The sequence below is a fragment of the Enterococcus sp. DIV0755b genome (genome assembly GCF_051713765.1).
In the GTDB taxonomy this organism is placed as follows: domain Bacteria; phylum Bacillota; class Bacilli; order Lactobacillales; family Enterococcaceae; genus Enterococcus_C; species Enterococcus_C canintestini.
Genome location: NZ_JBIOQN010000001.1, coordinates 1,880,300 through 1,906,778, shown reverse-complemented (window position 1 = coordinate 1,906,778; position 26,479 = coordinate 1,880,300). Strand labels below are relative to the sequence as shown.

General features: G+C 36.1%; 29 protein-coding genes and 1 other RNA gene. 20 read left to right on the top strand and 10 right to left on the bottom strand.

Translation table 11 applies throughout. The features are described 5' to 3' along the window. Window positions 1-99 precede the first annotated feature (99 nt). Entirely contained in the window at window positions 100-1,422 is a 1,323-nt protein-coding gene (locus tag IGI65_RS09200; protein ID WP_412257051.1) for a metallophosphoesterase, read from the bottom strand. A 302-nt stretch (window positions 1,423-1,724) separates the two neighbouring features. Here IGI65_RS09200 and IGI65_RS09195 point away from each other — a divergent pair, with 302 nt between their 5' ends. Beyond that, complete coding sequence (locus IGI65_RS09195) at window positions 1,725-1,853, top strand: hypothetical protein (RefSeq protein ID WP_016171945.1); 129 nt, start codon at window positions 1,725-1,727, stop codon at window positions 1,851-1,853. Window positions 1,854-2,145: 292 nt separating this feature from the next. On the opposite strand, the gene IGI65_RS09190 is transcribed toward IGI65_RS09195, so the two are convergent. From IGI65_RS09190 to lexA, 5 genes are all read right to left on the bottom strand, one after another. Continuing rightward, a complete protein-coding gene (locus tag IGI65_RS09190; protein WP_412257049.1) occupies window positions 2,146-2,928 on the bottom strand; it encodes an alpha/beta hydrolase in 783 nt (260 codons plus the stop codon). An 11-nt stretch (window positions 2,929-2,939) separates the two neighbouring features. Next, window positions 2,940-3,308, bottom strand: coding sequence for a hypothetical protein (locus tag IGI65_RS09185; protein ID WP_095005696.1), 369 nt, complete (start codon window positions 3,306-3,308; stop codon window positions 2,940-2,942). A gap of 18 nt (window positions 3,309-3,326) precedes the next feature. Continuing rightward, on the bottom strand, window positions 3,327-3,947 hold the full coding sequence (locus IGI65_RS09180; protein WP_412257047.1) for a hydrolase: 621 nt from the start codon (window positions 3,945-3,947) through the stop codon (window positions 3,327-3,329). A 303-nt stretch (window positions 3,948-4,250) separates the two neighbouring features. Then, window positions 4,251-4,463 carry a hypothetical protein gene (locus IGI65_RS09175; RefSeq protein WP_412257045.1) on the bottom strand — a complete coding sequence of 71 codons (213 nt, stop codon included), beginning with the start codon at window positions 4,461-4,463 and terminating at the stop codon, window positions 4,251-4,253. Between the two features lie 119 nt (window positions 4,464-4,582). Beyond that, on the bottom strand, window positions 4,583-5,203 hold the full coding sequence (gene lexA / locus IGI65_RS09170; RefSeq protein ID WP_071863968.1) for a transcriptional repressor LexA: 621 nt from the start codon (window positions 5,201-5,203) through the stop codon (window positions 4,583-4,585). A 171-nt stretch (window positions 5,204-5,374) separates the two neighbouring features. Here lexA and IGI65_RS09165 point away from each other — a divergent pair, with 171 nt between their 5' ends. From IGI65_RS09165 to nth, 8 genes are all read left to right on the top strand, one after another. After that, a complete protein-coding gene (locus IGI65_RS09165; RefSeq protein ID WP_071863969.1) occupies window positions 5,375-5,617 on the top strand; it encodes a DUF896 family protein in 243 nt (80 codons plus the stop codon). Between the two features lie 88 nt (window positions 5,618-5,705). Then, on the top strand, window positions 5,706-7,700 hold the full coding sequence (tkt, locus tag IGI65_RS09160; protein ID WP_412257043.1) for a transketolase: 1,995 nt from the start codon (window positions 5,706-5,708) through the stop codon (window positions 7,698-7,700). A gap of 249 nt (window positions 7,701-7,949) precedes the next feature. Further along, entirely contained in the window at window positions 7,950-8,849 is a 900-nt protein-coding gene (locus tag IGI65_RS09155) for a glucosaminidase domain-containing protein (protein ID WP_412257040.1), read from the top strand. A 149-nt stretch (window positions 8,850-8,998) separates the two neighbouring features. Continuing rightward, complete coding sequence (gene cysK, locus IGI65_RS09150) at window positions 8,999-9,931, top strand: cysteine synthase A (RefSeq protein WP_412257039.1); 933 nt, start codon at window positions 8,999-9,001, stop codon at window positions 9,929-9,931. A gap of 145 nt (window positions 9,932-10,076) precedes the next feature. Continuing rightward, window positions 10,077-10,511, top strand: coding sequence for a Fur family transcriptional regulator (locus IGI65_RS09145; RefSeq protein WP_412257036.1), 435 nt, complete (start codon window positions 10,077-10,079; stop codon window positions 10,509-10,511). 4 nt (window positions 10,512-10,515) lie between these two features. Continuing rightward, complete coding sequence (locus IGI65_RS09140) at window positions 10,516-10,893, top strand: RidA family protein (protein ID WP_412257035.1); 378 nt, start codon at window positions 10,516-10,518, stop codon at window positions 10,891-10,893. Window positions 10,894-11,008: 115 nt separating this feature from the next. Then, window positions 11,009-11,695, top strand: a complete 687-nt coding sequence (locus IGI65_RS09135) for a DnaD domain-containing protein (protein WP_412257033.1) — start codon at window positions 11,009-11,011, stop codon at window positions 11,693-11,695. A 2-nt stretch (window positions 11,696-11,697) separates the two neighbouring features. Next, the gene (nth, locus tag IGI65_RS09130; RefSeq protein WP_412257032.1) at window positions 11,698-12,348 is read left to right on the top strand and encodes an endonuclease III; all 651 of its coding nucleotides are present in this window, start codon (window positions 11,698-11,700) and stop codon (window positions 12,346-12,348) included. A gap of 43 nt (window positions 12,349-12,391) precedes the next feature. Here the strand turns inward: nth and IGI65_RS09125 are convergent, their stop codons facing one another. After that, entirely contained in the window at window positions 12,392-14,689 is a 2,298-nt protein-coding gene (locus IGI65_RS09125) for a PBP1A family penicillin-binding protein (RefSeq protein WP_412258460.1), read from the bottom strand. Next, window positions 14,679-15,314, bottom strand: coding sequence for a Holliday junction resolvase RecU (gene recU, locus IGI65_RS09120; protein WP_412258462.1), 636 nt, complete (start codon window positions 15,312-15,314; stop codon window positions 14,679-14,681). The genes IGI65_RS09125 and recU overlap by 11 nt, the downstream gene beginning before the upstream one ends. 62 nt (window positions 15,315-15,376) lie before the next feature. Here recU and IGI65_RS09115 point away from each other — a divergent pair, with 62 nt between their 5' ends. The 8 genes from IGI65_RS09115 (at window position 15,377) to IGI65_RS09080 (ending at window position 21,339) form a co-directional block, all read left to right on the top strand. Next, window positions 15,377-15,919 carry a DUF1273 domain-containing protein gene (locus tag IGI65_RS09115; RefSeq protein ID WP_412258463.1) on the top strand — a complete coding sequence of 181 codons (543 nt, stop codon included), beginning with the start codon at window positions 15,377-15,379 and terminating at the stop codon, window positions 15,917-15,919. 76 nt (window positions 15,920-15,995) lie between these two features. After that, on the top strand, window positions 15,996-16,427 hold the full coding sequence (gpsB, locus tag IGI65_RS09110; RefSeq protein ID WP_071863980.1) for a cell division regulator GpsB: 432 nt from the start codon (window positions 15,996-15,998) through the stop codon (window positions 16,425-16,427). 19 nt (window positions 16,428-16,446) lie between these two features. Next, an RNA gene (gene rnpB, locus IGI65_RS09105) (RNase P RNA component class B) lies at window positions 16,447-16,810 on the top strand. A gap of 149 nt (window positions 16,811-16,959) precedes the next feature. Further along, complete coding sequence (locus IGI65_RS09100; protein WP_412258465.1) at window positions 16,960-18,120, top strand: THUMP domain-containing class I SAM-dependent RNA methyltransferase; 1,161 nt, start codon at window positions 16,960-16,962, stop codon at window positions 18,118-18,120. Then, complete coding sequence (locus IGI65_RS09095; protein ID WP_412258467.1) at window positions 18,120-19,619, top strand: carboxypeptidase M32; 1,500 nt, start codon at window positions 18,120-18,122, stop codon at window positions 19,617-19,619. The genes IGI65_RS09100 and IGI65_RS09095 overlap by 1 nt, the downstream gene beginning before the upstream one ends. Window positions 19,620-19,930: 311 nt before the next feature. Further along, window positions 19,931-20,596: an HD domain-containing protein gene (locus tag IGI65_RS09090; protein ID WP_412258469.1), complete on the top strand. Its 666-nt coding sequence runs from the start codon at window positions 19,931-19,933 to the stop codon at window positions 20,594-20,596. A gap of 152 nt (window positions 20,597-20,748) precedes the next feature. Continuing rightward, window positions 20,749-21,102, top strand: coding sequence for a hypothetical protein (locus tag IGI65_RS09085; RefSeq protein ID WP_245812881.1), 354 nt, complete (start codon window positions 20,749-20,751; stop codon window positions 21,100-21,102). A 12-nt stretch (window positions 21,103-21,114) separates the two neighbouring features. Next, a complete protein-coding gene (locus IGI65_RS09080; RefSeq protein ID WP_071863985.1) occupies window positions 21,115-21,339 on the top strand; it encodes a hypothetical protein in 225 nt (74 codons plus the stop codon). A gap of 104 nt (window positions 21,340-21,443) precedes the next feature. Here the strand turns inward: IGI65_RS09080 and IGI65_RS09075 are convergent, their stop codons facing one another. Then, window positions 21,444-21,764, bottom strand: coding sequence for a hypothetical protein (locus IGI65_RS09075; protein WP_412258470.1), 321 nt, complete (start codon window positions 21,762-21,764; stop codon window positions 21,444-21,446). A gap of 94 nt (window positions 21,765-21,858) precedes the next feature. On the opposite strand from IGI65_RS09075, the gene IGI65_RS09070 reads away from it, so the two are divergent. Continuing rightward, window positions 21,859-23,010, top strand: coding sequence for a VanZ family protein (locus IGI65_RS09070; protein WP_412258472.1), 1,152 nt, complete (start codon window positions 21,859-21,861; stop codon window positions 23,008-23,010). Between the two features lie 57 nt (window positions 23,011-23,067). Beyond that, window positions 23,068-24,417 (top strand): DEAD/DEAH box helicase, encoded by a 1,350-nt coding sequence (locus IGI65_RS09065; RefSeq protein WP_412258474.1) that lies wholly within the window; start codon window positions 23,068-23,070, stop codon window positions 24,415-24,417. Window positions 24,418-24,656: 239 nt separating this feature from the next. Here IGI65_RS09065 and IGI65_RS09060 read toward each other — a convergent pair whose 3' ends face one another. Further along, complete coding sequence (locus IGI65_RS09060) at window positions 24,657-25,109, bottom strand: GNAT family N-acetyltransferase (RefSeq protein WP_412258476.1); 453 nt, start codon at window positions 25,107-25,109, stop codon at window positions 24,657-24,659. An 83-nt stretch (window positions 25,110-25,192) separates the two neighbouring features. Between IGI65_RS09060 and IGI65_RS09055 the strand changes: the two genes are divergently transcribed. Next, window positions 25,193-26,248, top strand: coding sequence for a DUF7278 family profilin-like fold-containing protein (locus tag IGI65_RS09055; RefSeq protein WP_412258477.1), 1,056 nt, complete (start codon window positions 25,193-25,195; stop codon window positions 26,246-26,248). The last annotated feature ends 231 nt before the right edge of the window (window positions 26,249-26,479 follow it).

Genomic DNA, 26,479 nt, shown 5'->3' with positions numbered 1-26,479 from the left:
AGATAGCGGATTTCATATTAATTTTGAAAAAGGAATGCGTAATGAAAAAACTTTAGAAAAACGATTAATAATTTGTTTTTCTAAAGTTTTTTAGTATCACTATTTTAATGGATGGACGACTATTTTTTGATCCGATAAATTATCGTCTTGTAGACTATAGTCAAGATATTGTTGTAAAAAAGGAGAATACTTTTTTAAGTTATCATAAGCTTCGGAGTCTTTTATAGCTGCTATTTGGTTTGAAGAATAATTATCATTACCAGTAAAATAGTTATAATTAACTTTTGCAACTAACTTTGCGACAGGATCTAAAATTTCTTCATCTCTAACATTTTGTTCCAATAGTTGTTGATAAGCTAGTCTTTCACCATCTTTTATAAAAAGATTCTTTAAATAGGTATTGTGATGACGTAGATTTTGCTCAGTTTTTTTATTTTCTTTTGCCCATGTTTCGACATTAACTTGTTTACGCTTATAAATAATTTGATTAGCTTGGAGTTGTAATTCACCATAACTATGATCTGCAATTGCAAATGAACTCGTAACAACTTCTATGATTGATGTTTCTTCCGTTGGATCTTTCATGATGTCTTGAGCATGAATATGACCAGAAAACACGATGGGAACGTGATATTTAGCAAAAAGTTTTTTTACAATCTTATCATTTGAGAGAACATATCCTTTATAAATAAGAGGGTTATGTTTAAACAAATTGTGATGCATAAAAACAATGGGGATTTTCTGATTGTTTTCGGTGGTTTTTAACCTGTCTTCAAGCCAAGTGAGCGTAGCTTCTTTTACTTGTCCACCAGTATGTGGTTGGGCACGACTATTCTGAATCGGATATTCATTTGTGTCTAAAAAAATGAAATCATACGTTTTGTTAATATTTACCGCATAACTTAATGAAGCAGAATCCGTATTAAAAGCCATTTTATACCCATCAGGAAAAAACTGTTTAAAGTCTGCCGGTGAAACTTGGTCGATTCGCTCTTTTTTATCTTCTTGATACTTTCTAGCCCAACCGTCATAAATATCATGATTACCCGGGATGGCCAAAACGGGAATATCAATAGCTTTTAATGGAGAAAAAATTTGTGCCATTTCTTTGGCACTTTGCCTTTCACCGTTTAAGGTTAAGTCACCTGTTAATATAATGGCTGCAGGCCGTTCTTTTTTTGCTTTTGCGACAAATGCGCTTAATGATGCTACTTGATAATCCAAATCTTTTCCGGCCGCTGTTTTTTTGATAAACTGAAATTCTTTTCCGTCATCGTGTAGCGACGGGGTAATAAAGTGAATGTCTGTAGCTATCCAAAAGATATCATTAGTCGAGAAACTTTTTGTGAATTTTTCATTTTCTTGGCAGCCGGCTAAAAAGAAATTAGTGCATAATAGCAAAAACAGTAATATTTTTTTCATTATTCTCACTCCCGCAGTTTATGATAGCACAAAGAAGAAATACACGTTGAAATTTTCCTTGCGAATTACTGATTGATTTAAAACGATAGGAAGTCTTTTTAAAGACTTTACAGTAATGTCGGGGCTTATACAAGGGAGGAATAAAGATAAGATTTATTTTAGTGATTACTTTTGAAAATACCCTCCAATTTGCTTTCAAGAGAAGCTTCTTGTATAATCAGTAGGCGCTGAGTGGATAGACAGCAAGTAGTAAAACTATAGTAGGTAATTTAGTAGCAGGTTGAGCTAATCAAGGAGAAAAAATGAATACAAAAGAAAAAATGCTAGAGTTAATTAAGAAAAAACAAGGTGGCGGACGCGTAAAAGAAATGCAAGCCCCCAAAAACGATCGCAAGAATATGCGCAAAGGACCCAAAATTTATAATAAATAGCTTAAAAAGTGTACTTTCTTAATGAGAAAGTACACTTTTTTATTGCCGCTAATTAGATGGCCTCTGGATCTATGTTTTGTTTCGCTGCTTTTATTACTTATCAGACTATGGATTTATTACTTTACCAAAGATTAACTGAAAATTTCATTTAGTGGATTTATAAAAATAAGTTCACTATCATAATAATATGTAAACTAAAAGGATATCGCGATTTATTAATTAAAAGAAAAAAACCGCCTTTGAATGAAGAAATCATTCGAGGCGGTCAAACTGGAATGTTATTTTTCAAATTTTAATTGGCTAAATAGGAAGAAAAGAACGCTAATGTTTGAGGCAACGCCAATTCCCAATAACCTTCACCGTGGACTGTTCCTGCGATTAGTTTTACATCACTGGGAACGTCAACATCAGCAAGTGACTGCTGTAACTTTAAGACACCGCTAATTGGAACTAATTCATGTAATGAATTCGCTAAAAATACAGGGCCACTTTTTGAACTGACGCGGGTCAGAGGAGTAGCTGATTTTAATAGGTTTAAATCATTACGTACATAATTTAAAATAAACCATTTATAAAATTGATCATTGTTGCCATCTTGATCAATTTCGCGACTTTCATGGGCATCAAAATGTTGCTCTTTATTCATTACTGCTTTTACTTCAGGATGTTGTGTCACCCAATCATACATATCGATAATTCCTGACCATGATGCAGTAGGAATGCCTTTTTGCAAAGCCAGTTCAACAGCTAAATTGCCACCGGCAGAAGCCCCCAACGCGAAAATTGGCGTATTAGCAGCCAAAGTATTTTTTTTCGTCCAAGCGTATGCATTGAAAACGTCCGTCAGAGCACTAGGATAAAGATCAGCAGGAGCAAGGCGATAATTGGGGGCGACGACAAAGAAACCTTCATTGACAAATTTTTCAGCTAGAAAACTTTCTTTTTCCTTATCCCCACGAAACCAACCACCACCATGGATTAATAATAGGGTTGCTTTTGGTTTTGTATCTGGTGCATAGGTATCTAGTTTTAAATCATTGCCGCTATCATAAACGATATCTTGAGTAATTTTCATCGTGATCACTCCTAAATCAGATTGTTGGGATCATCAGGCTGTAGTGATAAAATTTGATCAATTGTTTTTCGTAAGGCTTGTTGTGCTTGTTCGTATTGGGGCAATTGATCGCCAAATTTTTCATTGAATCCAGCTAAACCATTACTAGCAAATGCCATTTCGTATTGATAAACTGCATCGTACTGAGTTGTAAAATCTTTTAGCAAATCCATCTGATTACCAGCAAGTTGCAATGCCATTTGAGTTACACGAAAATCCGTATAGGCGAGTTCAAATTGGACCGCCCAAGCCCGCATAAATTCATGTTGATTTTTAATATGCAAAAAGTGATGCTCTACTGTCCAAGCTAAATTTTTTAAAGAGCCTTGAATGTCTAACATACAAACATCTCCTATTTTTTATTCTAATTTCAAGAAAATTCCTTTGTCTTGCATTGCCTTTACAAATTTTGCTACTGTATCCGTTCGATTCCAATCCCGCTGGAATTCACAAGCTAATTGGGCAAAGGTGGTCATTTTAGCCCCCGCTTGTTCAACACGATGAAGTGCCATTTCGTGTGCGATTTTACTCGTGCCGCCAACAGCATCAACAACAGGATAAACCTCATAGCCTTCTTTTAATGCATCCAAAGTAGGGAAGGTTAGGCAGGCTTCTGTCCATAAGGCAGCAATAATAATTTTCTTTTTGCCAGTGGACTTCACTGCACCATTAAATTCCTGATCTTCCCACGCATTGATAGAGGTACGATCGTAACTTGGTAAATCTTTTACCAGTTCCTTTAACTGAGGAATAGTATCTTTGTTGCGTCCAGTTGCCACATTAACCGTTGATACAATTGTGGGAACATTGTAAGCACGCATTAAAGCAGTTAAATTTGTAATACTTTCAACCAGTTCATGGCGGTTCATCGAATTAATCGAGTTGACTTGAGTTGGTTGGTAGTCAATTAAAACAAAAACACTATTGTCGGGGGAAAGTAGTTCATCTTTTTGGGGATTTCTTGGTTCATAACTTGTCATAGTAAAATGCCTCCTTAATTTTGCGCAATATTTTGCTCTTAAAATCAATATACTGCCGTTTTTTAAATAAGGAAAGTAATCTGACTTCCTAAAAGGAATCGCTTACATTTTTTAAAAGTAAATCATTTAGATAAATGTGATGTAAAAGAACTGTTGTTTAAGTAACCTATATTTTAATCTCCTCAAATTCAGCGATACAAAAATTTAAAGAAAAAAACACCTCACTTGGGAGGTGTTTAAACAAAATTTTTGAAGGGAAAAACTATGCTTTGACTAAAAAAGATACAAGTTACAAAATTTGATCTATTTATATGGATGGTACGTATTACGTGGTTTTTGGGTGTAGGGAGAAAACTTGCGAATGCTTTGGCGATATTTTTTCTCATCCCACAAAGCAAACCAAATTAAAAAAGGCGGGACAAAAATTAAAGCAGCTAAAGCAACACCATAGTGACTAATGACAAAGCTAACGATTATACCTAAAACGATTAAAGAAATATTGCGAATTGTATTCATCCTTTTCACCTCAATTAAATTATACGAACAAACGTTTGTATAATGATTATACGAAAGTATGTTCGGTTTGTAAAGTAAAAAAATAAATCTCCGAAAAATACGAAGATTTATTCATAATTTTAAAGTAAATCCCGATAAAGACCAACCACTAAGCCTAAGATTTTGACATTTGGCAAGATAATGGGTTCCATATAATCATTTTCGGGTTGTAAACGAATGTAATTATTTTCTTTAAAAAATCTTTTACAAGTTGCTTCATCTTCATCAGTCATCGCAATGACAATATCACCATTATTTGCAGCTGATTGTTTGCGGACAATAACTTGATCACCATCTAGAATACCTGCATTGATCATACTTTCTCCACGGATTGTTAACATAAATAAAGCACCGCTATCATTTAATAAATGAGGCGGGATAGGGAAGAAATCAGATGCCTCTTCCACAGCTAAGATTGGTTCACCGGCTGTAACGACGCCAAGCATCGGAATAGTCTCAGGCTGTGCACCAATTTTTTCCAATCCTAATTCCGTTAATTCGATTGCACGGGGTTTAGTAGGATCGCGTAAAATAAGACCTTTCTTTTCTAAACGGGAAAGATGACCGTGTACTGTCGATGTGGAAGATAACGAAACCGCTTCGCCAATTTCTCGAACTGTAGGGGGATATCCTTTTTCTGAGACGCGGTCATGAATAAATTTTAAGATTTCAATTTGACGATTTTCTGTGCGTTTAGCCATATTGCACCTTCTTTCTTTCGATACATTTAGTTTAGCATAAAGCAAAAAACAATTCAAACAGATGTTCGTATTTAGTTGGTAGTTGTCACGAACCTTTTTTTTAGCTAAGATAAGAGGGAATATAGGAATGTAGTCTCAATTTCAAATTATAAGCATAAAGGAGATTTTATAATGCTATCAGATGAAAAATTAGCGCGTATTAACGAGCTTGCTAAAAAGAAAAAAGAAATGGGTTTGTCAGAAGCCGAAACAAGAGAACAAAAGAATTTACGGGAAGAGTATTTAAAAGCTTTTCGATCAGGAATGCGGCACCACATTGAAGGTATGAAAGTCGTGGATCCAAAAGGAAATGACGTAACACCAGAAAAATTGAAGCAAATTCAAAAAGAAAAAGGCTTACACAATCGTGATTGATATTTAATTGCATTTAAAGCGAAAATCCTTTACAATAGGAAAGTAAATAATAAAGGTAAAAAAAACCTAAAAACTGGAGGAAGCACAATTGTTTGATAAAATCGATGAATTGAGCGTTAACACCTTACGTACTTTAAGTATTGAAGCAATCCAAGCAGCAAATTCTGGCCACCCTGGTTTACCGATGGGGGCTGCACCAATGGCGTATGCACTTTGGACAAAGCATTTGAAAATTAATCCGGCCACTTCCCGTAATTGGGCTGATCGTGACCGTTTTGTTTTATCTGCTGGGCATGGTTCAGCATTACTCTATAGTTTATTGCACTGTGCAGGTTATAAAGTTTCAATTGATGATTTGAAAAATTTTCGTCAATGGGGAAGTAAAACACCTGGACATCCTGAAGTGAATCACACTGATGGTGTCGAAGCGACAACTGGTCCATTAGGTCAAGGGATTGCAATGGCTGTAGGAATGGCGATGAGTGAAGCACATCTAGCTGCGACTTATAACCGTGATCAATTCAATATCGTCGATCATTACACTTATGCTCTATGTGGTGACGGTGATTTAATGGAAGGTGTTTCTCAAGAAGCGGCTTCAATGGCTGGGCATATGAAACTAGGAAAGCTAGTTGTTTTATATGATTCAAATGATATTTCATTAGATGGACCAACTTCAAAAGCTTTTACTGAAAATGTTGGGCAACGTTTTGAAGCATATGGCTGGCAACATATCTTAGTAGAAGACGGCAATGATTTACAAGCAATTTCAGATGCTATAAAAAAAGCAAAAGAAAATTTGAGCCAACCTACATTAATTGAAGTCAAAACAATCATTGGTTTTGGTGCTCCAAACGAAGGAACAAACAAAGTTCATGGCGCACCTCTTGGCGCAGAAGGAATTACTGCTGCTAAAAAAGCTTATGGTTGGGAATATCCTGACTTTACAGTACCTGAAAAAGCAGCTGCTCGCTTCAAAGAAGCAATTAATGACCGAGGCGAAAAAGCAGAAGAAGCTTGGAACAAGATGTTTGCTGAATATAGCCAAAGGTATCCAGAATTAGCTGCGCAATTTAAAGCTGCATTTGCAGGCGAGCTGCCAGATAATTGGGAGAGTGAATTGCCTACTTATGAAGAAGGTTCTGCTCAAGCAAGTCGTGTTTCTAGTAAAGAAATGATTCAAGCGCTATCTAAAGCAGTCCCAACTTTGTGGGGAGGCTCAGCTGATTTATCATCTTCAAACAACACCATGGTGGCTGCAGAAAAAGATTTTGAACCTGGTCAATATGAAGGACGTAATATTTGGTTTGGTGTTAGAGAATTTGCAATGGCTGCGGCGATGAATGGTATTCAATTACACGGTGGCACCCGAGTTTATGGCGGTACGTTCTTTGTCTTTACCGATTACTTACGCCCAGCATTACGGCTGTCTGCAATTCAAAATGCGCCAGTTATCTATGTTTTAACCCATGATTCTGTAGCAGTAGGAGAGGATGGACCAACGCATGAACCGATTGAACAACTAGCAAGTGTCCGTTGCATACCAAATGTTCAAGTTATTCGACCTGCAGATGGAAACGAAACAAGAGCTGCTTGGAAGATTGCAATGACCACTAAAGATAAACCAACTGTCTTAGTTTTAAGTCGTCAAAATTTACCAGTATTACCAGGGACAAAAGAAAATGCTGATGAAAATGTGGCTAAGGGTGGTTATGTAGTTTCCCCTCAAGAAGGCCAAGTACCAGAAGGGATTTTAATTGCGACTGGTTCAGAAGTTGACTTAGCTGTTAAGGCTCAAGCTGAACTTAAAAAAGCTGGTAAAGATGTTTCTGTGGTTTCTTTACCAAGTTTTGATTTATTCGAATCGCAAAGTCCTGAATACAAAGAAAGTGTATTACCAAGTTCTGTTACTAAGCGTGTTGCCATTGAAGCAGCATCTCCGTTTGGCTGGGAACGTTACACTGGCTTTGCCGGTAAAGTAGTAGCAATTGATCACTTTGGCGCGTCTGCACCTGGTGACACAGTGCTTAGTGAATTTGGTTTCACTGTTGAAAATGTTGTAAACGTCTATAATTCATTGTAATTAACTGTTAAAAGACTCTTTGTCAGATGTTTTATTTAAACAATCTGCAAGGAGTCTTTTGTTTTTGTTTCGTCACAATGCTGATTGTGCATAAAATCATTTAAAAAGCTTTTTGGATTGTTGCATATATTAAATATATGTTACAAGATAGGAATTATTTGATATGAAAAAAAATTCAAGCTATAATACATACATCTAGTTATCGTTATAATAATCTTAATTTATATAAGTTTTTTCAGGAGGAAGAAAATGGTAGAGTATCTAACTCGTAGTGAGCGACATCAAAAAAAGCAAGTAATGTTTAAATACCGTTTTGATAGTAAGAAGGCTATGTCAATGGCTGGGGTTGGTTTAATTTGTACACCAGGTATTATGGCAGCAATGCCAACACAAACTGTTCAAGCGGCAGAACTCCAAAATCAAAGCGTGGATAGCACGGCTAGTTTAATCAATCAAATCGGTGCAGCAGCGACGCAAATTGCTCAACAAAATGATTTGTACGCTTCAGTCATGATTGCCCAAGCAATTTTAGAAAGTGGTAATGGTTCCTCAGTTCTAGCTCAAGCGCCATATTATAATTTATTTGGGGTTAAAGGGGCATATAATGGTCAGTCTGTTACTTTTCCAACGCAAGAATATTTGAACGGACAATGGGTGACTATGAATGAACCCTTTCGCCAATATAGTTCTTACTGGGAATCTTTAGCGGATCACGCTTATGTATTACGCAGTACAAGTTTCGCTACAGGAATGCCACATTATGCAGGGGCTTGGAAGAGTAATACGAATAGTTATTTAGATGCGACTGCATATTTAACAGGACGCTATGCCACTGACCCTACCTACAACCAAAAACTAAATTATTTAATCTCAGCTTACAATTTGACACAATATGACACACCAGCTTCTAGCTATGTGCAAACTAGTTATGATGCAACTGCTCAAACAACAAGTAGTGAAAATCAAGTTTCACAGCAAGAAACAGCTGTTACTTCCCAAGATAACGTTGCGGGAACTACTTATACTGTTGTGTCTGGTGATACACTTTGGGATATTGCCGCTAAATACGGTACTACTGTAGATCAGCTAATGGCCAATAATGGACTTTCCAGCGATGTTATTATGGTAGGACAACAATTAAATATTTAATAAAATCAAAACTACCATCGACTAAACAGTAAAAACTGTCTAGTCGATGGTAGTTTTTTTGTGAGACAAAATATTCGCACATGTTGCGTAATTTCGCTATTATATTAAATGAGTACAGTTGTTTTTAGAGCTTAAAAGGAGGAAATAATATGAGCGAAATTTACCAATCTGTTTTAGATTTAATCGGACATACACCCATTGTAAAACTGAACAATTTAGTTTCAGCTGAAGATGCCGAGTTGTATGTAAAACTCGAATTTTTCAATCCCGGTAGCAGTGTAAAAGATCGAATTGCATTGAGCATGATCGAAAAAGCTGAAGCTGATGGCAGTTTAAAAAAAGGTGGAACAATCATTGAACCAACTTCTGGTAATACTGGCATTGGTTTAGCAATGGTTGGGGCAGCAAAAGGCTATAACGTTATTTTAGTGATGCCAGATACGATGAGTATTGAACGTCGTAAAATAATGCAAGCTTATGGAGCTAAATTAATTTTAACACCAGGATCTGAAGGAATAACTGGTTCTATCAAACGAGCTGAAAAAGAAGCACAAGAAAATGGGTATTTCTTACCATTGCAATTTGAAAATCCAGCTAATCCAGAAATTCATGAAAAAACAACTGGTAAGGAAATTGTGGATGCCTTTGGGGTTGGCGGTCTTGATGCTTTTGTCGCAGGCATTGGCACAGGTGGTACTATTACAGGGACAGGTCATGAATTAAGACGGGTTTATCCTGAGATAAAAATTTATGGGGTAGAACCACAAGAATCTGCTGTTTTAGAAGGTGGCAAGCCTGGACCTCATAAAATTCAAGGAATTGGCACAGGCTTTATTCCAGACACCTTGGATACAAAAGTTTATGATGAAGCCGTGGCCGTTTCTAGTGATGATGCGATTGCAACAGCCCGCAAAATGGGAACACAAGAAGGTATCTTGGTGGGGATTTCCTCTGGTGCAGCAATTAAAGCAGCTATTGATGTTGCCAAAAAACTTGGTAAGGGTAAAAAAGTTTTAGCGATTGTCCCTGATAATGGTGAGCGCTACTTATCTACAGTACTTTATCAATTTGACGAAGAATAATAATTTTTGACGAACTTCTTAATTATTAAGAAGTTCGTTTTATTTAGTCCATGTTTTTTTGGCATCGCTTAAAGTAGATACTTTTCTTTTTTTTTGACTCATAGTATGATTAAAATATATTAAAAAAAAAAGAGGAGGGGATTTGTTGGAAGCGCACATTAGTATAGAAGAAGTAATTGCAAAATTGAAAAAAGATAATATACGTATCACCCCTCAACGTCAAGCTATTTTAGATTATTTAATCGCCCACCACTCTCATCCGACTGCTGATGAAATCTATCATGCGTTATCGCCGTCATTTCCGAGTATGAGCGTTGCAACAGTCTATAATAATTTACGCCTATTTACAGATATTGGTTTTGTCCAAGAAATGAACTATGGGGATGCTTCAAGCCGTTTTGATTTTGCGGTAAAACCGCATTATCATGCAATTTGTACCAATTGCGGAAAAGTTGTTGATTTCTTTTATCCATCTTTAGAAGATGTAGAAACAGCGGCAAGTCAACTTACCGGTTTTGAAATAAACAATCATCGTTTAGAAGTATATGGGTTATGCCCAGATTGTCAGAAAAAGGAGTAATGAAATGAAAGATGTTGCTACTAATTTAGCCCCTAAAGCGATTGGTCCTTATGTACAAGGAAAAATTGTAAATGGTTTTTTATTTGCTTCTGGTCAGATACCTTTAAATCCTGAAACAGGGGAATTAGTGGGTAAGACTATTCAGGAACAAACAAGACAAGTTTTTGAAAATATTAAGGGTCTGTTAACAAGTTGTAATTTAACACTTGCTGATGTTGTTAAGACAACGTGTTTTTTAAAAGATATCAATGACTTTGCAGATTTTAATGCTGTTTATGCTTCTTATTTTGCTACAAGTTTTCCCGCTCGGTCAGCTGTTCAAGTTGCTGCACTACCAAAAGATGCGCTAGTGGAAATTGAAATTATTGCAGTGGTTAAATAGTTTTTTTGAAAACTTTTTTGCCGTGAGGTCAGTCCGACAGTCTTTGGTTGGATTGGCTTTTTTACGTGTTTCGTTTAAAAATACGTTATACTAGTTAATAGAAATGAGGGATAACATGTTAGCATTAGAAGATTATTTGGCAGCTGGTCAGACGGTTGTTTCCAATCTTATTTTAGATCATTATCATGAATTGGGACTAAATAGTGATGAGCTAGTATTTTGGCTGCAATTGTATCGTCATCATGAACAAGGCGACTACTTTCCTGACTTGAATCAAATTGCAAAGGAAATGGGTTTAAGACAGCAAAAAGTATTTGAGCTTTTAAATCAGTTAGTTTTAAAGCAAGTGATAAAAATTGAAACTGTAACAGTAGATAACAAACAACAAGATCACTATCTTTTTACTCCTATATTTGAAAAAATTGCACAACTCATTGAACAGTCAAAAAATAAAGATTTTGAAAACAGCCACCAAGAAGCTGTGGCACAATTATTTCAGCATTTTCAACAAGAATTTGGTCGCCCGTTATCATCTTTTGAGTATGAGCGTATTGCCCAGTGGCTAGAAGAAGATAAATATACGCCGGAATTGATTACGTTAGCTTTAAAAGAAGCTGTTTTGAATAATGCACGCAGCCTGCAATATATTGAAAGTATCTTATCTAGCTGGCACAATAAAAATATTCGTTCACCACAAGATGTTGAAAATGAGAAAAATCGTTATCAAAAAAACAAACAGAAACCAGCTGAGGCAAAAGAAATGCCATCAATTTCTTTGCATAATTGGCTAGAGGGAGATTGAATATGTTAAATGCTGAAAAAACGCAGTATGCATTAAAAGTGATGGGAGAGATGTTCCCAAAAGCTCACGGCGAGTTAATTTATCATACTCCTTTTCAATTATTAATTGCTGTTATCTTAAGCGCACAAGCTACTGATGTTTCGGTCAATAAGGCAACACCAGCACTTTTTGCAGCTTTCCCAACAGCAGAAAAACTAGCAGCTGCACCACTTGATGAAATAATGACAAAAATAAAGACAATTGGTTTATATCGGACAAAATCTAAAAATATTAAAGCTTGTGCCACAATTATTGCAACAGAATATGACGGAATGGTTCCAAATGATCGTAAAATTTTAGAATCTCTACCAGGTGTAGGAAGAAAAACAGCGAACGTGGTTTTAGCAGAAGCGTATGGTGTTCCGGCAATAGCTGTGGATACACACGTTGAGCGGGTATCTAAACGTTTACGTATCTGTAAGTTAGACGCAACGGTTAGTGAAGTCGAAAAAACTCTAATGCGTAAATTACCAAAAGAAGAGTGGATTAAAGATCATCACCGAATGATTTTCTTTGGGCGTTATCATTGTTTGGCCCGTAATCCTAAATGTGATATTTGTCCTTTATTAGACATTTGCCAAGATGGAAAATTGAGAATGAAAAAAAGAACATAAAATAATCCACCCGTCTTTTAACGGGTGGATTATTTTATTAAATTTAATTATTAGTACCATTATTGCCACCGCCAGCAGAACCGCTAGTAGCCGGTGGAGTAGCTGTAGACGCCGTGGTGGAATTTTCTGTTGGTGTTGAAGGCTCTGGTGTTGGTGTTGGCGCTATACTACTACTTTCTTGGGTAGCAGAAGAGGCATTCGATTCTTCAACACTACTAGAGCTACTTGTTTCAGGTTGTTTTTCTGAGCTGGTACTTGGAACAGTTGGTGCTTGATAAGAAGAGCTTGGTGTTGTTAAAGATTGCTCATATTTATCGCGCCAATACAATTCATTCCCCACACGAATCAGATCATCTGGAATTTCCCAATCATTATTATCACCGTTTTGTGCGACGTATTGCATCAATTCGCGGTAGACGTCAGAAGCAATCATGTTTGATTCTGAGGTGATTGGTGTTAAATGTTTTTCATAACCTGTCCAAACAGAAATGGCATACTGGCGATTATAGCCAACAAAAGTGACATCAGGGGAGATTCCGTCTGTAATGCCGATTTTTTCTAGATCTTCATCTGAGTAATTAGAAGTTCCCGTTTTACCGGCTTGAATCAAACCATCGATCATCGCGTTAGTACCAGTACCTTGTGTGATTACATCTTTTAAAATATCAGTAATCATATAAGCAGTTCCTTTAGACATTGCTTTTTTGCCTTCTGGTTTAAATTCGTCAGAAGAGCCATCTTGATAGACGATTTTGTTGACATATTGGGGCTTATAGTATGTTCCGCCATTGGCAAAAGCAGCATAGGCAGCAGCCATTTTCAAGGAAGAAACCCCGTATTTATCGCCATCTTGAGTAGTGTTACTAGAAATTGCGTTTGATTGAACCAAGTCTTTATATTGAATACCAAGACCGTTTAAGAATTTTGAGACATCTTCTTTGCCAACATCATTAAATAATTTTACGGCTGGAACATTACGGGATTCATAAAGAGCTGTTCGCAGTGAGATGTTTCCCATATATTGTTTATCCCAGTTATTGACGCTAATATCTGTTCCATCATATTTATAAGGGGCATCATCAATTCGTTTTGCTGTCGAGTAGTTTAAATCTTCAAAAGCAGGTCCGTAATCGGTAATCGGCTTAACGGTGGAACCGAAATCTCGGGCAGTGCTAACAGCTTGATTGTTCCCAAAGACTACATTATCTGGAACATTACGCGCACCAATTTGAGCCAGAACTTTACCGGTATTAACATCTACCATAGTTGAGGCAACTTGTAGCTTTTCATCAGGATAGTTGACATATTTATCGGTATTAACGATTTCATACAAACGTTTTTGAGCGTTTAAATCGAGATTAGTATGAATCTCAAGTCCGTCAGTATAGACATCTTTACCGGTTGTATTTTTTACTTCAGCAATCACTTCTTTGACATAGTTATCAACTAATTGCAGATTTTCACTGGATTTTTCTAAATCTTTCAAGCCATCTTTAATTGGCTTTTTGATCGCTGTTTGATATTCGTTTTCGGTAATTTTATTATTCTCTTTCATTGTGTAAAGAACCGTATCCCGGCGTTCTTTCGCTGCTTCGGGATGTTGGTATGGATCATAAGCATTCGGCGCTTGTGGCATTCCGGCAATCAGTGCCGTTTGGGCTAAATCTAAATCTTTTAAATTTTTGCCATAATAAGTCTCCGCTGCAGTTTCCATGCCGTAAAGACCATTTGCCATATAAACTTTATTGATGTAATAAGTCAAAATTTCTTGCTTGGATTTTTCTTGTTCTAACTGTAATGCTAACCAAGCTTCTTGGGCTTTACGTTTTAAAGTTTGATCAGATTTTTTTGTAGAAAAATACGACAGCTTGATTAACTGTTGTGTCAATGTACTTCCGCCTTGTAAGCCACCTTTTGTAACGTTCGATAAAGCAGAACCGATAATTCGAATTGGATCAACACCGATATGTTTATAAAAGCGACGATCTTCTACTGAAACAACGGCATCTTCTAGTAACTGCGGTACATCTTGAGCAGAAATCTTTTTCCTGTTTTCAGAGCCCAAGTCTGCAACAATATCATTATTACTTGCGTATATTACTGAAGAGACAGATGCATCTAATTTACTATCTTCAATTTTTGGTGCATCTTTAGCATAAAACCAAAAAAGTCCCATCCCAGAAAGTAAAGCGATACAACCGAGGATAAAAAAACCAATCAAACCTTTTAAAACGATTGATCCAACAGAATTTTTGTTTTTCTTTTTTAACTTTTTAGGCTTCTTATTTGGTGCATTATTCCCATTGTGACGGGATGCTCTTGAAGAGGTATCATTTCCCATTTTTAGTTGACTCCTTTAAAACGTATTTTTTAACTGCTTCCAGATAAGGAATGCGGGGGGCAATCTTTGGTATAATCTCAATTCCAACTTCTTCAATTAAGGATAGGGGAATCGATTTTTTTCCATCTTTTTGTTGTTTCCATAATGAAACTAAGGTTTTACTATCTAAAAAAAAGCAACGATGTAAGCTAGAAAACCATAATAAAACAAAACAAATCCCTCCTTGGGCTAAGCAGACTTCCATATGTCGAATTTGATGGTCATGGAAGTTTTTAAAAGGAAAGGATGCCTTATTTTTAGTTTCTTTGGCCTCAAAGTCAAGGTAAAGACCCTGATAGACGCCATTATAATCTGTCGTAGAAGCTTCTTTAAAATAGGCTTCTTTGATAACAGCTGCGCTGCGTTTAGGATAATCTACGTTGACGATTTGAATGGGAGTTGGCTTTTTATGAACAACTGCCTGATTGTGGGTTAAATAATAAAGGTTGCTTTCATTAATGGCTTCTTCAAACCGCATACCACGGTTACTGAAGCTTACGCTCCCTTGAGTTTTCGTCTTTGATTGTTTATGCTTAGCAGGTAGCGCAGCTTGATAAATTTGACCGTTGGGATATTTTAAAACCATATGTGTCACACTCCTACCGGTGTATTATACCAAAAAGCTAAAAAGAAAGAAAAGGTATCGTTATGGAATCTATAAAAACATTATTATTAACTGGTTATCGCAGTTACGAACTTGGCATATTTCAAGAAAAAGACGCAAAAATTGCAATTATTAAGAAAGCGATAAAAAATAATCTAATCCAATATGTTGACTCAGGGTTGGAGTGGGTTTTAATTGGTGGCAATCTCGGAGTTGAAATGTGGGGAGCAGAGGTTATTAATGAGTTGAAAATAGACTATCCTCAGTTGCACCTAGGCGTTATCTTTCCATTTGCTGAATTTGGCGAACAGTGGAATGAAGCTAACCAGGAAAAATTAGTTCATCTAAAACAAGAAGCAGATTATGTTGAAGCGGTTAGTCATAAACCTTATCAAAATCCACAACAGCTACAAAATCATACGAATTTTTTATTGCAACATTCAGATGGAATTTTAGCAGTATTCGATCCGGAATTTCCGGGAAAACCGAAATATTTACTGGATGCAGCGGATAAAATGACAGAAAATAACGAATATCTTATTCATCTCATTACAATGGATGATTTACAAAATACCTTCTACGAATGATTTTTGTTGCTTTCTAGCTTATTTTTGATAGAATGTTTTAAGAGAGTTTCTAAAAATAAATGAGGTGTATGAATTAATGGCGAATTTAAATTATAGTCCTAAAGACATTTTGCAACAAGAATTCAAAACAAAAATGCGTGGTTATGATCCAGTTGAAGTAGATGAGTTTTTAGATAATGTAATTAAAGACTATGAAGCTTATAACAAAGAAATTTTAGCATTACAAGAAGAAAATGATCGCTTACAGGCAAAATTAAGCCAACAAGCTGCAAACCCAACTCCGGCAACAAGTCGTGTACAAACAGAAGCACCAAAAAGTCAAACAGTAACAAATTTTGATATTTTAAAACGTCTTTCCAACTTAGAAAAAGAAGTATTTGGTAAAAAATTAGATCAAGATACTGTTACAGACCATAGTGAAGTAACTACACGTGTTTCTCAGGCGTTAAATGGGAATTACACAAATGACGAAAATAGTGATGATAATGAACGGACACGTCGTTTCTAATTTTTAATGAAGCTCTGTGATTTTCGGGTAATCGCGGTCTAGCAATAGGCTGAGGAAAGTCCATGCTCGCACAAGCTGCGATGCTTGTAGTGTTCGTGCCTGGCGAAACCATAAGCCAGGGTACTATTTAGTAACGGCAGGAAAATTTCCTAAGGCGTAAGCTATGGATTAGTATCCTTGAAAGTGCCACAGTGACGAAGCGCCCATGGAAACATTGGCGGTGGAACGCGGTAAACCCCTCGAGCGAGCAACCCAAACAATGGTAGGGGCACTTCTTTGACGGAATCAAACGAATACAAGAAGGTATCTTTATGATGCAGATAGATGATTACCCCGTAATTTTTGACCCTGAAAAAATTACGGACAGAACATGGCTTATAGAAAATCACAGGATTCAGGGCTTATTTTAGAAGTAAACTAAAAGCTGAACAAGTGGGTTCAGCTTTTTTTCTTTGCAATCATTTGCATTCAAGTGTTTGTCGTGTTTCAATACATTTAAGAACATTTTAAACCTGCGGGTAAAGGAGCATATATGAAAGAACAAATATTTAATTTAGTGGCCACATGCGCCAGTGGACTAGAAGCTTTAGTTGGAAAAGAATTACGCGATTTAGGAATTGAATGCCAAGTAGAAAATGGTCGGGCTCGTTTTAAAGGTGATTTGCAGACAATTGCTACTGCCAATTTATGGCTTAGAACAGCGGATAGAATTAAAATTGTCGTCGGTGAATTTGATGCTTATACTTTTGATGAATTATTTGAAAAAGTAAAAGCACTGCCATGGGAAGATCTATTGCCCCTTGATGCAGAATTTCCGGTTAGCGGTAAATCTATCAAGTCAAAACTTTACAGTGTACCAGACTGTCAAGCCATTACCAAAAAGGCGATTGTCGACCGTTTGCGTTCTTATTATCACCGGCCCAGTCATGTACCGTTAGCAGAAACAGGGGCACTTTTCCCAGTGGAAGTGGCGCTGTTAAAAGATCATGTCATGCTTACACTTGATACAACAGGGCCAAGTCTATTCAAACGCGGGTATCGCTTGGAAAAAGGGGGCGCACCTTTAAAAGAAAATTTAGCAGCGGCTTTAGTGTTGTTGACCAATTGGCGTAAGGATCGTCCTTTTGTTGATCCAGTTTGTGGTTCAGGAACAATTTGTATTGAAGCAGCTTTAATTGGCCATAATATTGCCCCGGGATTTAATCGTGAATTTTTATGCGAAGCATGGGATTGGGCAGATGAAGAAATATTTGAAAAGGTAAGAGCAGAAGCTGATCTTGCAGCAGACTATGATATTGAACTAGATATTAGTGGCTACGATATTAATGGTAAAATGATTGAAATTGCAAAAGCAAACGCAGCAGAAATCGGTTTAGGTGACTCTATTACTTTTAAACAACAGGCTGTCAAAGATTTTACTACGACAAAAGATTATGGTGTGATTGTAGCTAATCCCCCTTATGGTGAGCGTTTAGGAGAAACAGAAACCGTGCAGAAACTGTATCAAGAAATGGGCGCTGTATTACGTCCTTTAAAAACTTGGAGTAAATATATTTTAACTAGTGATTTACAATTTGAATCATTCTACGGTGCAAAAGCTACTAAAAAGCGCAAATTATATAACGGTGCGTTACGGACGGATTTATTCCAATATTGGGGAATGCGACCACCGCGTCAAAAGGAGGAAGCTTAATGAAAGAAAAAGAATTTTTAGCTGAATTAGAAGAATTAGCCTTATTAAATCAAACACTAGCCTTACTAGATTGGGATAGTCAAACGGGGATGCCAGAAACTGCAGCTACAGAAAGGGGTGCCGCTAGTGGCTATTTGAGTGGTTTGGCTTTTGAAAAACAAATAGGACCAAAAATTAAAGCCGCCTTGGACTACTTTAGTGCGCATAATGACGAGCTTTCTGAAATTGGCAAGACAGTATACCAAGTGACAAAAAAAGATTACGAAGAATTACATGCGATTCCTAAAGAATTGATGGTTGAACGGAGTCGGTTATATAGTCAAGCCCATACTGCTTGGTTAAAAGCTAGACAAACGCAGAGTTTTTCAGATTTTCAAGCAGCTTTAGCAGAAAATATTCGCATTACAAAAGAGCTAATTCCTTATTATAAAAAGGACGAAGCTACAGATTACGATGTCTTATTAAATATGTTTGAACCCGGCATGACAACAGAAGTCTTAGACCAGGTTTTCGGCGAGCTTAAAGCAGGACTAGTAAAAATTCGGCAAACTATTCATGAAAAGGGTCAAAAACCAGATACTAGTTTTAAAAATCGGACGATGACAAAAGAGCAACAGCAGTTTTTTGTCAAAAATTTAGTCGCTAAACTGGGATTTGATTTTAAGCGGGGGCGTTTAGACGATACTGTTCATCCTTTTGCCACAAGGATTACGCGGGATGATGTTCGGATTACAACGCGTTGGAATGAAGAAGATTTTACCATGGGGATTTTTGGTGTAATTCATGAAGCAGGTCATGGTATCTATGAGCAAAGTATTGACGCAAAATATAATATGACCCCCGTTTATGACGCACCTTCAATGGGAATTCATGAATCGCAATCTTTATTTTATGAAATTATTTTAGGAAGTAAACGCAGTTTTTGGGAAAAACAATATCCGCATTTTCAAAAGGCTGCTGCTGGTACTTTTGATGATATTGACTTTGAACGATTTTATCGTTCTTTAAAGGCAACTGCTGCCAGTCTAATTCGGATTGAAGCGGATAGTTTGACGTATCCATTACACATTATTATTCGCTATGAATTGGAAAAAGCGCTCTTTGATGAAGACTTAGCTGTAGAAGACCTACCGCAAGCGTGGAATGATAAATATGAAGAGTACCTAGGAATTCGTCCTGAAAATGATTTAGTCGGTGTTTTACAAGATGTGCATTGGTCTGGGGGAATGTTTGGTTATTTCCCATCTTACGCATTAGGCTATATGTATGCTGCTCAATTATTAGCTGCCATGGAAAGAAAATTAGATGTGGATAATTTATTAGCAACAGAAGATTATGCTCCAATTAAAGCGTGGTTGACTGAACACATTCATAAATTTGGCAGAAGTAAAACGCCAAGTGAATTAATTACAGCAGCAACCGGCGAATCTTTAAATCCGCAATACTTACTTCAGTATTTAACTGATCTTTATTATGATGTTTATCAAATTGATAAATAGAAGAGAAGTTAATTTCGTTTTTATTCTGGAGGTTAGCTAGTTATCTATTCAAATGAGTAAAGCTAAATAGTTGCCTGCAATTTTTAGAACTGAATTAAATAGAAGGAAACGAAATTTATTATCTACAAAAATTAGTGCCAGGCGATTTCGCCTGGCACCTTTTGGGGAAGTGGCTAGAATTTGTCTTTAGTATTTACTAGTCAGACCAGGGGAATTGTCCAACTATCAAGCAACAAGAAACCACTCTGTTAATAGTGTAACCGCTTTTTAAAAATTGCGGAAATTCGAATTTGCATAATAAAGGGGATAAAATGGAAAAGTTAGCCAAAATAATCGCATATACTAAACAACAATTACAAACTGATCTGACGGGGCATGGTTTTGACCACGCACAACGAGTAGCGACTTTGTCCCACAAAATTGCCAAAGCAGAAAAAGCGCCAGTCGATGAAATCGTACTGCTCGCTTCGGCTTATTTACATGATACGATTGATGACAAAGTAGTAGCAGATGTAGACACCGCTTGTCGTGAGCTACAGCATTTTTTGCTAGAAATCGGCTTAAGTGCGCAACAGCAAGAAGAAATTCTTTTTATTATTAACAATATGTCATTTTCTAAAGAATTAACAGGAAAGGTTTCTTTACCTCTAGCGGGAAAAATTGTTCAAGATGCCGATCGCCTAGAAGCACTAGGAGCTATGGGGATACTGCGGACTGCTTATTTTGGCGGCGGTCACCAACATCCACTCCATGATCCTGCGATAAAACCAATTACTTTTACTGACAAAACACAATATCGCAAAGGGAGTACAGTGATTAATCATTTTTATGAAAAATTATTTTTGTTACCAGAAAAAATGAACACACAAACGGCTTACCGAGAAGCTTTACGGCGCCAGAAATTTATGGAGTCTTTTTTGGCTGAATTTTATCAAGAATGGCAGCCTGAAAACATTGATTTGACAGAACTAGAATAATTTATAAATTTTCTTTGGTAACGTAGATCAAAGCAAAGCATAAAAAGTCTAAGATTTTTATGCAATGTGTTAATTTTAGGTATATTCATACAACACTTATTATTTTATTTTACTATCAATATCTCCTATAATTAACTTAAGGGGGGATAGAGATGTTTTATCAACAAGCTATGGAGCCAACTGAGCTTTTAGATACCTTAGCTTTAAGTAGTGAGTGCTTTTTTGTCATTACAGCGCAATTACCTAAAAGACAATATCGCGTAGCAATTTATAAATACGATAAAGAATATTTCCTACTTTTAGACCCTCGCTTATTTCAACAAATTACTAAGACAAAAACGGAGTCTCACGGGGATGAAGACGAGGTTTTGCCTTATATTGAAGAAGCATTAGAAAAAAATCTTTATGAATTAGTAGCAGAAGATTATGTAAAACTAGATCTTTTGACATTGTCTCATTTAGCTACAAATAGCACTGTCAGTATTCGTTTTTATGAATTTTATTAGGAGAGGTTAAAAATGAAAAAAACAGAGTATTTAACTTTTAAAGATGAAAACTTTATCAAATTACTCCAAGATTTAGGTGATGATTATTCTGCTGTTGAATTAATTGATGAACAAAATGACGTTGATGCTATCGTTTTATCACAAGCTGATTTTAATTATTTAGTTAGTCAGCTGGATGAAGAAGAGCGAGGGCAATATCTGGAGGATAACGACGAATCGGAGTTTTTAGAAGACTAAGCGTCTAAATGGATTAAAAAGTAAAAAACCCAAGCTATCTTAGCTTTTGAAAGCACAGTAGAAGATAGTTTGGGCATTTTTATTTCAACTTAAGAAAAATTCAATTATGATTTACTTTGAGGCTTAATTCGTTTATAGGCACGAAAAATATTGATGATAACTAAAACGATACCAATAATTAGCGGTAAATAAAGCAACCAAATTGGATAATTCAACGCCAATATAGCGCCTGTTTTAGTTAGCTGGCTTTGCTCTTTTAAGGCATATTGTAGCACCTGGTAACTAAATGCAACCATAAAACCTGCGATAATAAATAAGACGAAGCCAAGATAGTGAATTTTGCTTTTTTTACGTAAGAATAAAATTAATGCATATAAAACAATTAGTGCAATAGGAACACCCAATGCAAAATATTCGTTTAACATAATTGCACCTCCTGTAATTATCATACGCCAAACTATTTTTTTTGGGAAATATTTCAAAATTTTATTTTCTCACCATGAAAGAAAGGATTTTTTTATGTCTGCTTATATTGAACCCCTTAAAACTGCTTTACTTATTTTTCCTTTTTTAGCGTTGTTTATCTCATCTTTTTTCTTTATTTATGAATACCGTAAATTCGGGCGCTTTATTATTAGTCGAGCTATTATTTTGTATTCTTTTGTCTTTTATTTATTGTGTGCGTATTTTTTAGTGATTTTACCGTTACCGCCAATTAGTGAAGTTGCGCATTATGGTGGTCCTCATTATGAATTACATTTAGGCGCGTCGTTACATAACTTTTTAAGCCAAACGGTGTTAAAAATTGACGATCCTAGTACCTATCTACCAGCGATGCGTCAAGGTGTTTTCTTAGAACCGGTCTTTAATGTATTGCTTTTATTGCCATTTGGTGTTTATTTACGCTATTTCTTTGGTTTTTCATTAAAAAAGACTATTTTGGCTAGCTTTTTATTATCTTTATTTTTTGAATTAACCCAACTAACTGGCTTGTACTTCATTTATCCACGGAATTATCGTCTAGCAGATGTGAATGATCTTTTTCATAATACGCTTGGTGGAACACTAGGTTATTTAGTGGAACCATTGTTTGCACTACTGCTACCAACACGGGAAAAATTGGAAGAAATAGCCTATGAAAAAGGAAAAGATGTAACTCTTTTCCGTCGTTTTGCTGCCTTTTTATTAGATTGGTTCATTATTTATTTCTTTACTTTTGTTTTGTCTGTTGTTTTACGTCTAGTGACAAATAGTTATTCGGATAAATATTTTGATTCACCACTGTGGTATTTTGTAACCATTCTTGTTTATTTTATTTTCTTTAATTATTTGTTAAACGGCCAAACCCTAGGTAAAAAAATTGTGCGGATTCGGGTAGTGGAAAACAATCATCAACATGTCACTTTAAAAGCTTTATTTATCCGCTATGGTTTGTTATACCTCATATATGGTGGTATCGGTCAAATTGGTGCACTTTTTGCTCCTTTAATCGGCGATAATAATCACTTCTTAGTGGGTATTGCCTCATTTATTACTATCGGTGCAACCATTATTCAGTTTTTATTTGTGATTAACGTTTTATGGGCAGTTATTCGTAAAAAGAGACAATTATTTTATGAAAAAAGAAGTGGAACTTATGTGATTAGTACGATTTTGAAAAAAGAAATCTGACGGCAGAAACCTTTTGTGCTATAATCCCTAAGAACATTATGAAAAGAAGGTGGAAACATGCAATTTAAGGATTTTCAATTTAAGCCCTTTATATATGAAGCTCTTAAAGAAAAGAATTTTGAACAACCAACTGAAGTTCAGGAGCGGCTTATTCCAGTTATTCAACAAAACAGAAGCGTAGTGGGACAATCTCAAACTGGTACTGGTAAGACCCTTACATTTTTACTGCCCTTATTGGATAAAGTTGATCCTACTAATGAGAGTGCCCAAGTTGTTATTACTGCACCAAGTCGTGAACTAGCCAATCAAATTTATACTGCAGCAAAACAGATTGCCGCTTTTTCAAACCCTGTGATTCGCGTTAGTAACTTTGTAGGGGGGACAGATAAACAACGACAAATTGATAAATTACAGCACCAACAACCTCATGTCGTGATTGGTACGCCAGGACGTTTATTGGATATGATTAATGAACAAGCTCTGTTTATCCATAAAGCATTTGCTTTTGTGGTTGATGAAGCAGATATGACACTAGATATGGGCTTTTTACAAGAAGTCGATCAAATCGCTAGCCGTTTACCAGAGAAAGTACAAATTTTAGTCTTTTCGGCTACCATCCCAGAAAAGTTACGACCATTTTTAAAAAAATATTTAGAAAATCCGGTCATTGAAGCTATTCAACCTAAAGCGGTCATCGCGGAATCAATTGACAATTGGTTGATTGCCACAAAAGGCAAAGATAAAAATCGGTTGATTTATCAGTTATTAACTATTGGTCATCCTTATATGGCGTTAGTTTTTGCCAACACGAAACAACGGGTGGATGAAATCAGTGACTACTTAAAAGAACAAGGATTAAAAGTTGCGAAGGTGCATGGCGATATTACTCCGCGCGAACGAAAACGGATTATGCGCAGTATTCAAAACATGGATTATCAATATGTTGTTGCCACGGATTTGGCCGCTAGAGGAATTGATATTGAAGGTGTATCTCACGTTATCAATGCTGAAATTCCTAACGATTTGGAATTTTTCATTCATCGTGTTGGTCGAACAGGACGCGGTAATCTTGAAGGAACTGCCATCACATTGTATAGTCCTCAAGATGAAGAAAAAGTCGCTGCTATTGAAAAAATTGGGGTAACTTTCAAACCAAAAGAAATTAAAAATGGCGAAATTGTCGACAGCTATGATCGTAACCGTCGTAAAAAGCGGGAGCAAACTAAAAAAGAGGAACTTGATCCTACGTTAATTGGTTTGGTAAAAAAGAAAAAGAAAAAAATCAAACCAGGCTATAAGAAAAAAATTCAATGGGCTGTAGATAAAGATAAAAAACAAAAACGCAAAATCGAAAAACGCCAACAGTTACGGACAGCTCGTAAACACAAGAAAAAATCAAGTCAGTAACAAAAATTGGTGTAAGAGAAGTAGTCAAATTAAGAAGTACGTGAAAATTGTATGAAAACTACTGCTTAAATTTTTGCGAAATTTCAGGTTGTTATAAGCTGAAGTTATTACTTTAACACCGTTTATTTGTAAAAGATGAGGGATGACATGATTTTGTCATCCCTCGTTTTTGTTGTAAAAGAAATTGTCTGAGGCTCACACTAAAGAGCTATCTACTGTTTTTAGCATTTCTTATCTTCTCAGTATCCGTTAGTAGCCTCGGTTAAAAATTTTTTCATTTTTTGGCACCAAATACCGTCTTCTAAATAAGGTGCACTCACGATTTGATAGCCGCTGTTGAGATAAAAGGGGATTGCGGTGAGTTCTGCTGATAGTATCGCCCGCTGGTAGCCATCTTTAATCGCCTGCTTTTCGTAAAATGCAAGTAATTTTTTACCAAAGCCTTTTTTTCGCCACTTTTTTGTGACACAAAAGCGATCTGGTTGAATTGTATTTTCATTAAGAGCTTGATAACGAATTGTAGCGATTGCTTCTTTGTTGTGAAAGTAAACAAAATAACATGCAAGCTTATCGTCATGTTGATCAAATTCTAATTCTGGTGGAATTTTTTGTTCCAAGACAAAAACGCGGTATCGAATTGAAAAAGCAGCTGCTTGCAAATAACTCGCTGATCCAAAAGAAATTTTATCCATAATGCACTCCAATCATGCTATACTTAATTTTAGCAAGTTTTCTTAAGGGTAACATGAAAAGAAACTGTTGAAGGAGAATTTCGATGAATTTATTTGAAATGCTACATTGGAATAACTGGAAAAATTTAACCGACGAGACAAAAATTCAGGCTTTTCAACAAGTCTTAATGTATTTTGTCAGTCCATTAAAAGAAATAACGAATCTTGAACTTTTAACTTACCAGTTAGATGGCGTAAAATGTCGGACCTTTGAGTTGGAAATTGATGGAGAAGCTTTTGTTTTTGTGCCTGGACAAAATGAAGCAATTTTAGGCTGGGATCTAGGTGTACAAGGTTTAGCGAGTAGCGCTTGGGCGACTACTGAAAAGACTGTTTTGACAGAAGCTGACAAACGGATTGTCGCTGAATATCAGTTGAAGAATATGGATGACTGGGATTTATTTGTAGATTTACATACTTCGCCATTACGAAAGAAAAACATCCCTCCTATGCTAGTACAAAAACACGCTTTGCCCGCTGGGACGCGATATTTAGGCATGTTAGATACTATTACAGGTGAATTCACAGGGAACATGGAAAAATTCAGTATGCTTGAAAGGAAAATTAAAGCACAATTTACAGCCCCAAAAACTTTTCAAGAAAGCTTAAATTATTCATTGCCGTATCATATCTTAGTGCCAAATGAATTTTATTTAGAAATTGCCGATGGAACAGATAGCTATTATGTATTTGAACATTTTGATTGTACCCAACAAACTTTAATCAAAACGATTCAAAAAGACGGTTTTGATTTATTGAATGAAGACCAGTGGGAATTTATGGTGGGTGCAGCTACCCGTAAGCTATTCCGTTGGGGGAATGCAGCTGATGTGGATCAAAGTTATTGGGGCAAACAGGTGAAAATGCTAAAAGAAGGTCCCAATATGTTTGGAGTAGTCATTAACGGTGGGGCAAATCGTTACGAGTTAACGACTGAGCCTATTTTAAAAATGGATCATAACCAAAAAAGTGCCATTGCTTTGTTGGCATTACTACCAGAAGCAACGTATTATCGCGCTAATCGTCGCTTAAAAGCCGATGAAAATTTAACACCACAAGATTTTTTATATCGTAAAACAATTTTAATAGAATTAGATTAAATCGTTGACAAGTATAGGTTTGTCACCTATACTTTGTAGGGAAAAAGGATATGACCAGACAGTTACTTTGTTACAGAAAGCTTTTATTTGCTGAGAAAAAGCACAAATCTGTTTGTAGTTGCTCCCTTTTTTTATTTCAGTAGCAATACTGACGCAACTCTGCGTTATGGAGCTTAAGAGGTAATGAATGACATCATTGCAAACAAGGTGGTACCGCGGTTTTCGTCCTTG

Coding starts and splice junctions, on each gene's coding strand:
- IGI65_RS09200 (WP_412257051.1), bottom strand. CDS start 1,422: ATGAAAAAAATATTACTGTTTTTGCTATTATGCACTAATTTCTTTTTA.
- IGI65_RS09195 (WP_016171945.1), top strand. CDS start 1,725: ATGAATACAAAAGAAAAAATGCTAGAGTTAATTAAGAAAAAACAAGGT.
- IGI65_RS09190 (WP_412257049.1), bottom strand. CDS start 2,928: ATGAAAATTACTCAAGATATCGTTTATGATAGCGGCAATGATTTAAAA.
- IGI65_RS09185 (WP_095005696.1), bottom strand. CDS start 3,308: ATGTTAGACATTCAAGGCTCTTTAAAAAATTTAGCTTGGACAGTAGAG.
- IGI65_RS09180 (WP_412257047.1), bottom strand. CDS start 3,947: ATGACAAGTTATGAACCAAGAAATCCCCAAAAAGATGAACTACTTTCC.
- IGI65_RS09175 (WP_412257045.1), bottom strand. CDS start 4,463: ATGAATACAATTCGCAATATTTCTTTAATCGTTTTAGGTATAATCGTT.
- lexA (WP_071863968.1), bottom strand. CDS start 5,203: ATGGCTAAACGCACAGAAAATCGTCAAATTGAAATCTTAAAATTTATT.
- IGI65_RS09165 (WP_071863969.1), top strand. CDS start 5,375: ATGCTATCAGATGAAAAATTAGCGCGTATTAACGAGCTTGCTAAAAAG.
- IGI65_RS09155 (WP_412257040.1), top strand. CDS start 7,950: ATGGTAGAGTATCTAACTCGTAGTGAGCGACATCAAAAAAAGCAAGTA.
- cysK (WP_412257039.1), top strand. CDS start 8,999: ATGAGCGAAATTTACCAATCTGTTTTAGATTTAATCGGACATACACCC.
- IGI65_RS09140 (WP_412257035.1), top strand. CDS start 10,516: ATGAAAGATGTTGCTACTAATTTAGCCCCTAAAGCGATTGGTCCTTAT.
- IGI65_RS09135 (WP_412257033.1), top strand. CDS start 11,009: ATGTTAGCATTAGAAGATTATTTGGCAGCTGGTCAGACGGTTGTTTCC.
- nth (WP_412257032.1), top strand. CDS start 11,698: ATGTTAAATGCTGAAAAAACGCAGTATGCATTAAAAGTGATGGGAGAG.
- IGI65_RS09125 (WP_412258460.1), bottom strand. CDS start 14,689: ATGGGAAATGATACCTCTTCAAGAGCATCCCGTCACAATGGGAATAAT.
- recU (WP_412258462.1), bottom strand. CDS start 15,314: ATGGTTTTAAAATATCCCAACGGTCAAATTTATCAAGCTGCGCTACCT.
- IGI65_RS09115 (WP_412258463.1), top strand. CDS start 15,377: ATGGAATCTATAAAAACATTATTATTAACTGGTTATCGCAGTTACGAA.
- gpsB (WP_071863980.1), top strand. CDS start 15,996: ATGGCGAATTTAAATTATAGTCCTAAAGACATTTTGCAACAAGAATTC.
- IGI65_RS09100 (WP_412258465.1), top strand. CDS start 16,960: ATGAAAGAACAAATATTTAATTTAGTGGCCACATGCGCCAGTGGACTA.
- IGI65_RS09095 (WP_412258467.1), top strand. CDS start 18,120: ATGAAAGAAAAAGAATTTTTAGCTGAATTAGAAGAATTAGCCTTATTA.
- IGI65_RS09090 (WP_412258469.1), top strand. CDS start 19,931: ATGGAAAAGTTAGCCAAAATAATCGCATATACTAAACAACAATTACAA.
- IGI65_RS09085 (WP_245812881.1), top strand. CDS start 20,749: ATGTTTTATCAACAAGCTATGGAGCCAACTGAGCTTTTAGATACCTTA.
- IGI65_RS09080 (WP_071863985.1), top strand. CDS start 21,115: ATGAAAAAAACAGAGTATTTAACTTTTAAAGATGAAAACTTTATCAAA.
- IGI65_RS09075 (WP_412258470.1), bottom strand. CDS start 21,764: ATGTTAAACGAATATTTTGCATTGGGTGTTCCTATTGCACTAATTGTT.
- IGI65_RS09070 (WP_412258472.1), top strand. CDS start 21,859: ATGTCTGCTTATATTGAACCCCTTAAAACTGCTTTACTTATTTTTCCT.
- IGI65_RS09065 (WP_412258474.1), top strand. CDS start 23,068: ATGCAATTTAAGGATTTTCAATTTAAGCCCTTTATATATGAAGCTCTT.
- IGI65_RS09060 (WP_412258476.1), bottom strand. CDS start 25,109: ATGGATAAAATTTCTTTTGGATCAGCGAGTTATTTGCAAGCAGCTGCT.
- IGI65_RS09055 (WP_412258477.1), top strand. CDS start 25,193: ATGAATTTATTTGAAATGCTACATTGGAATAACTGGAAAAATTTAACC.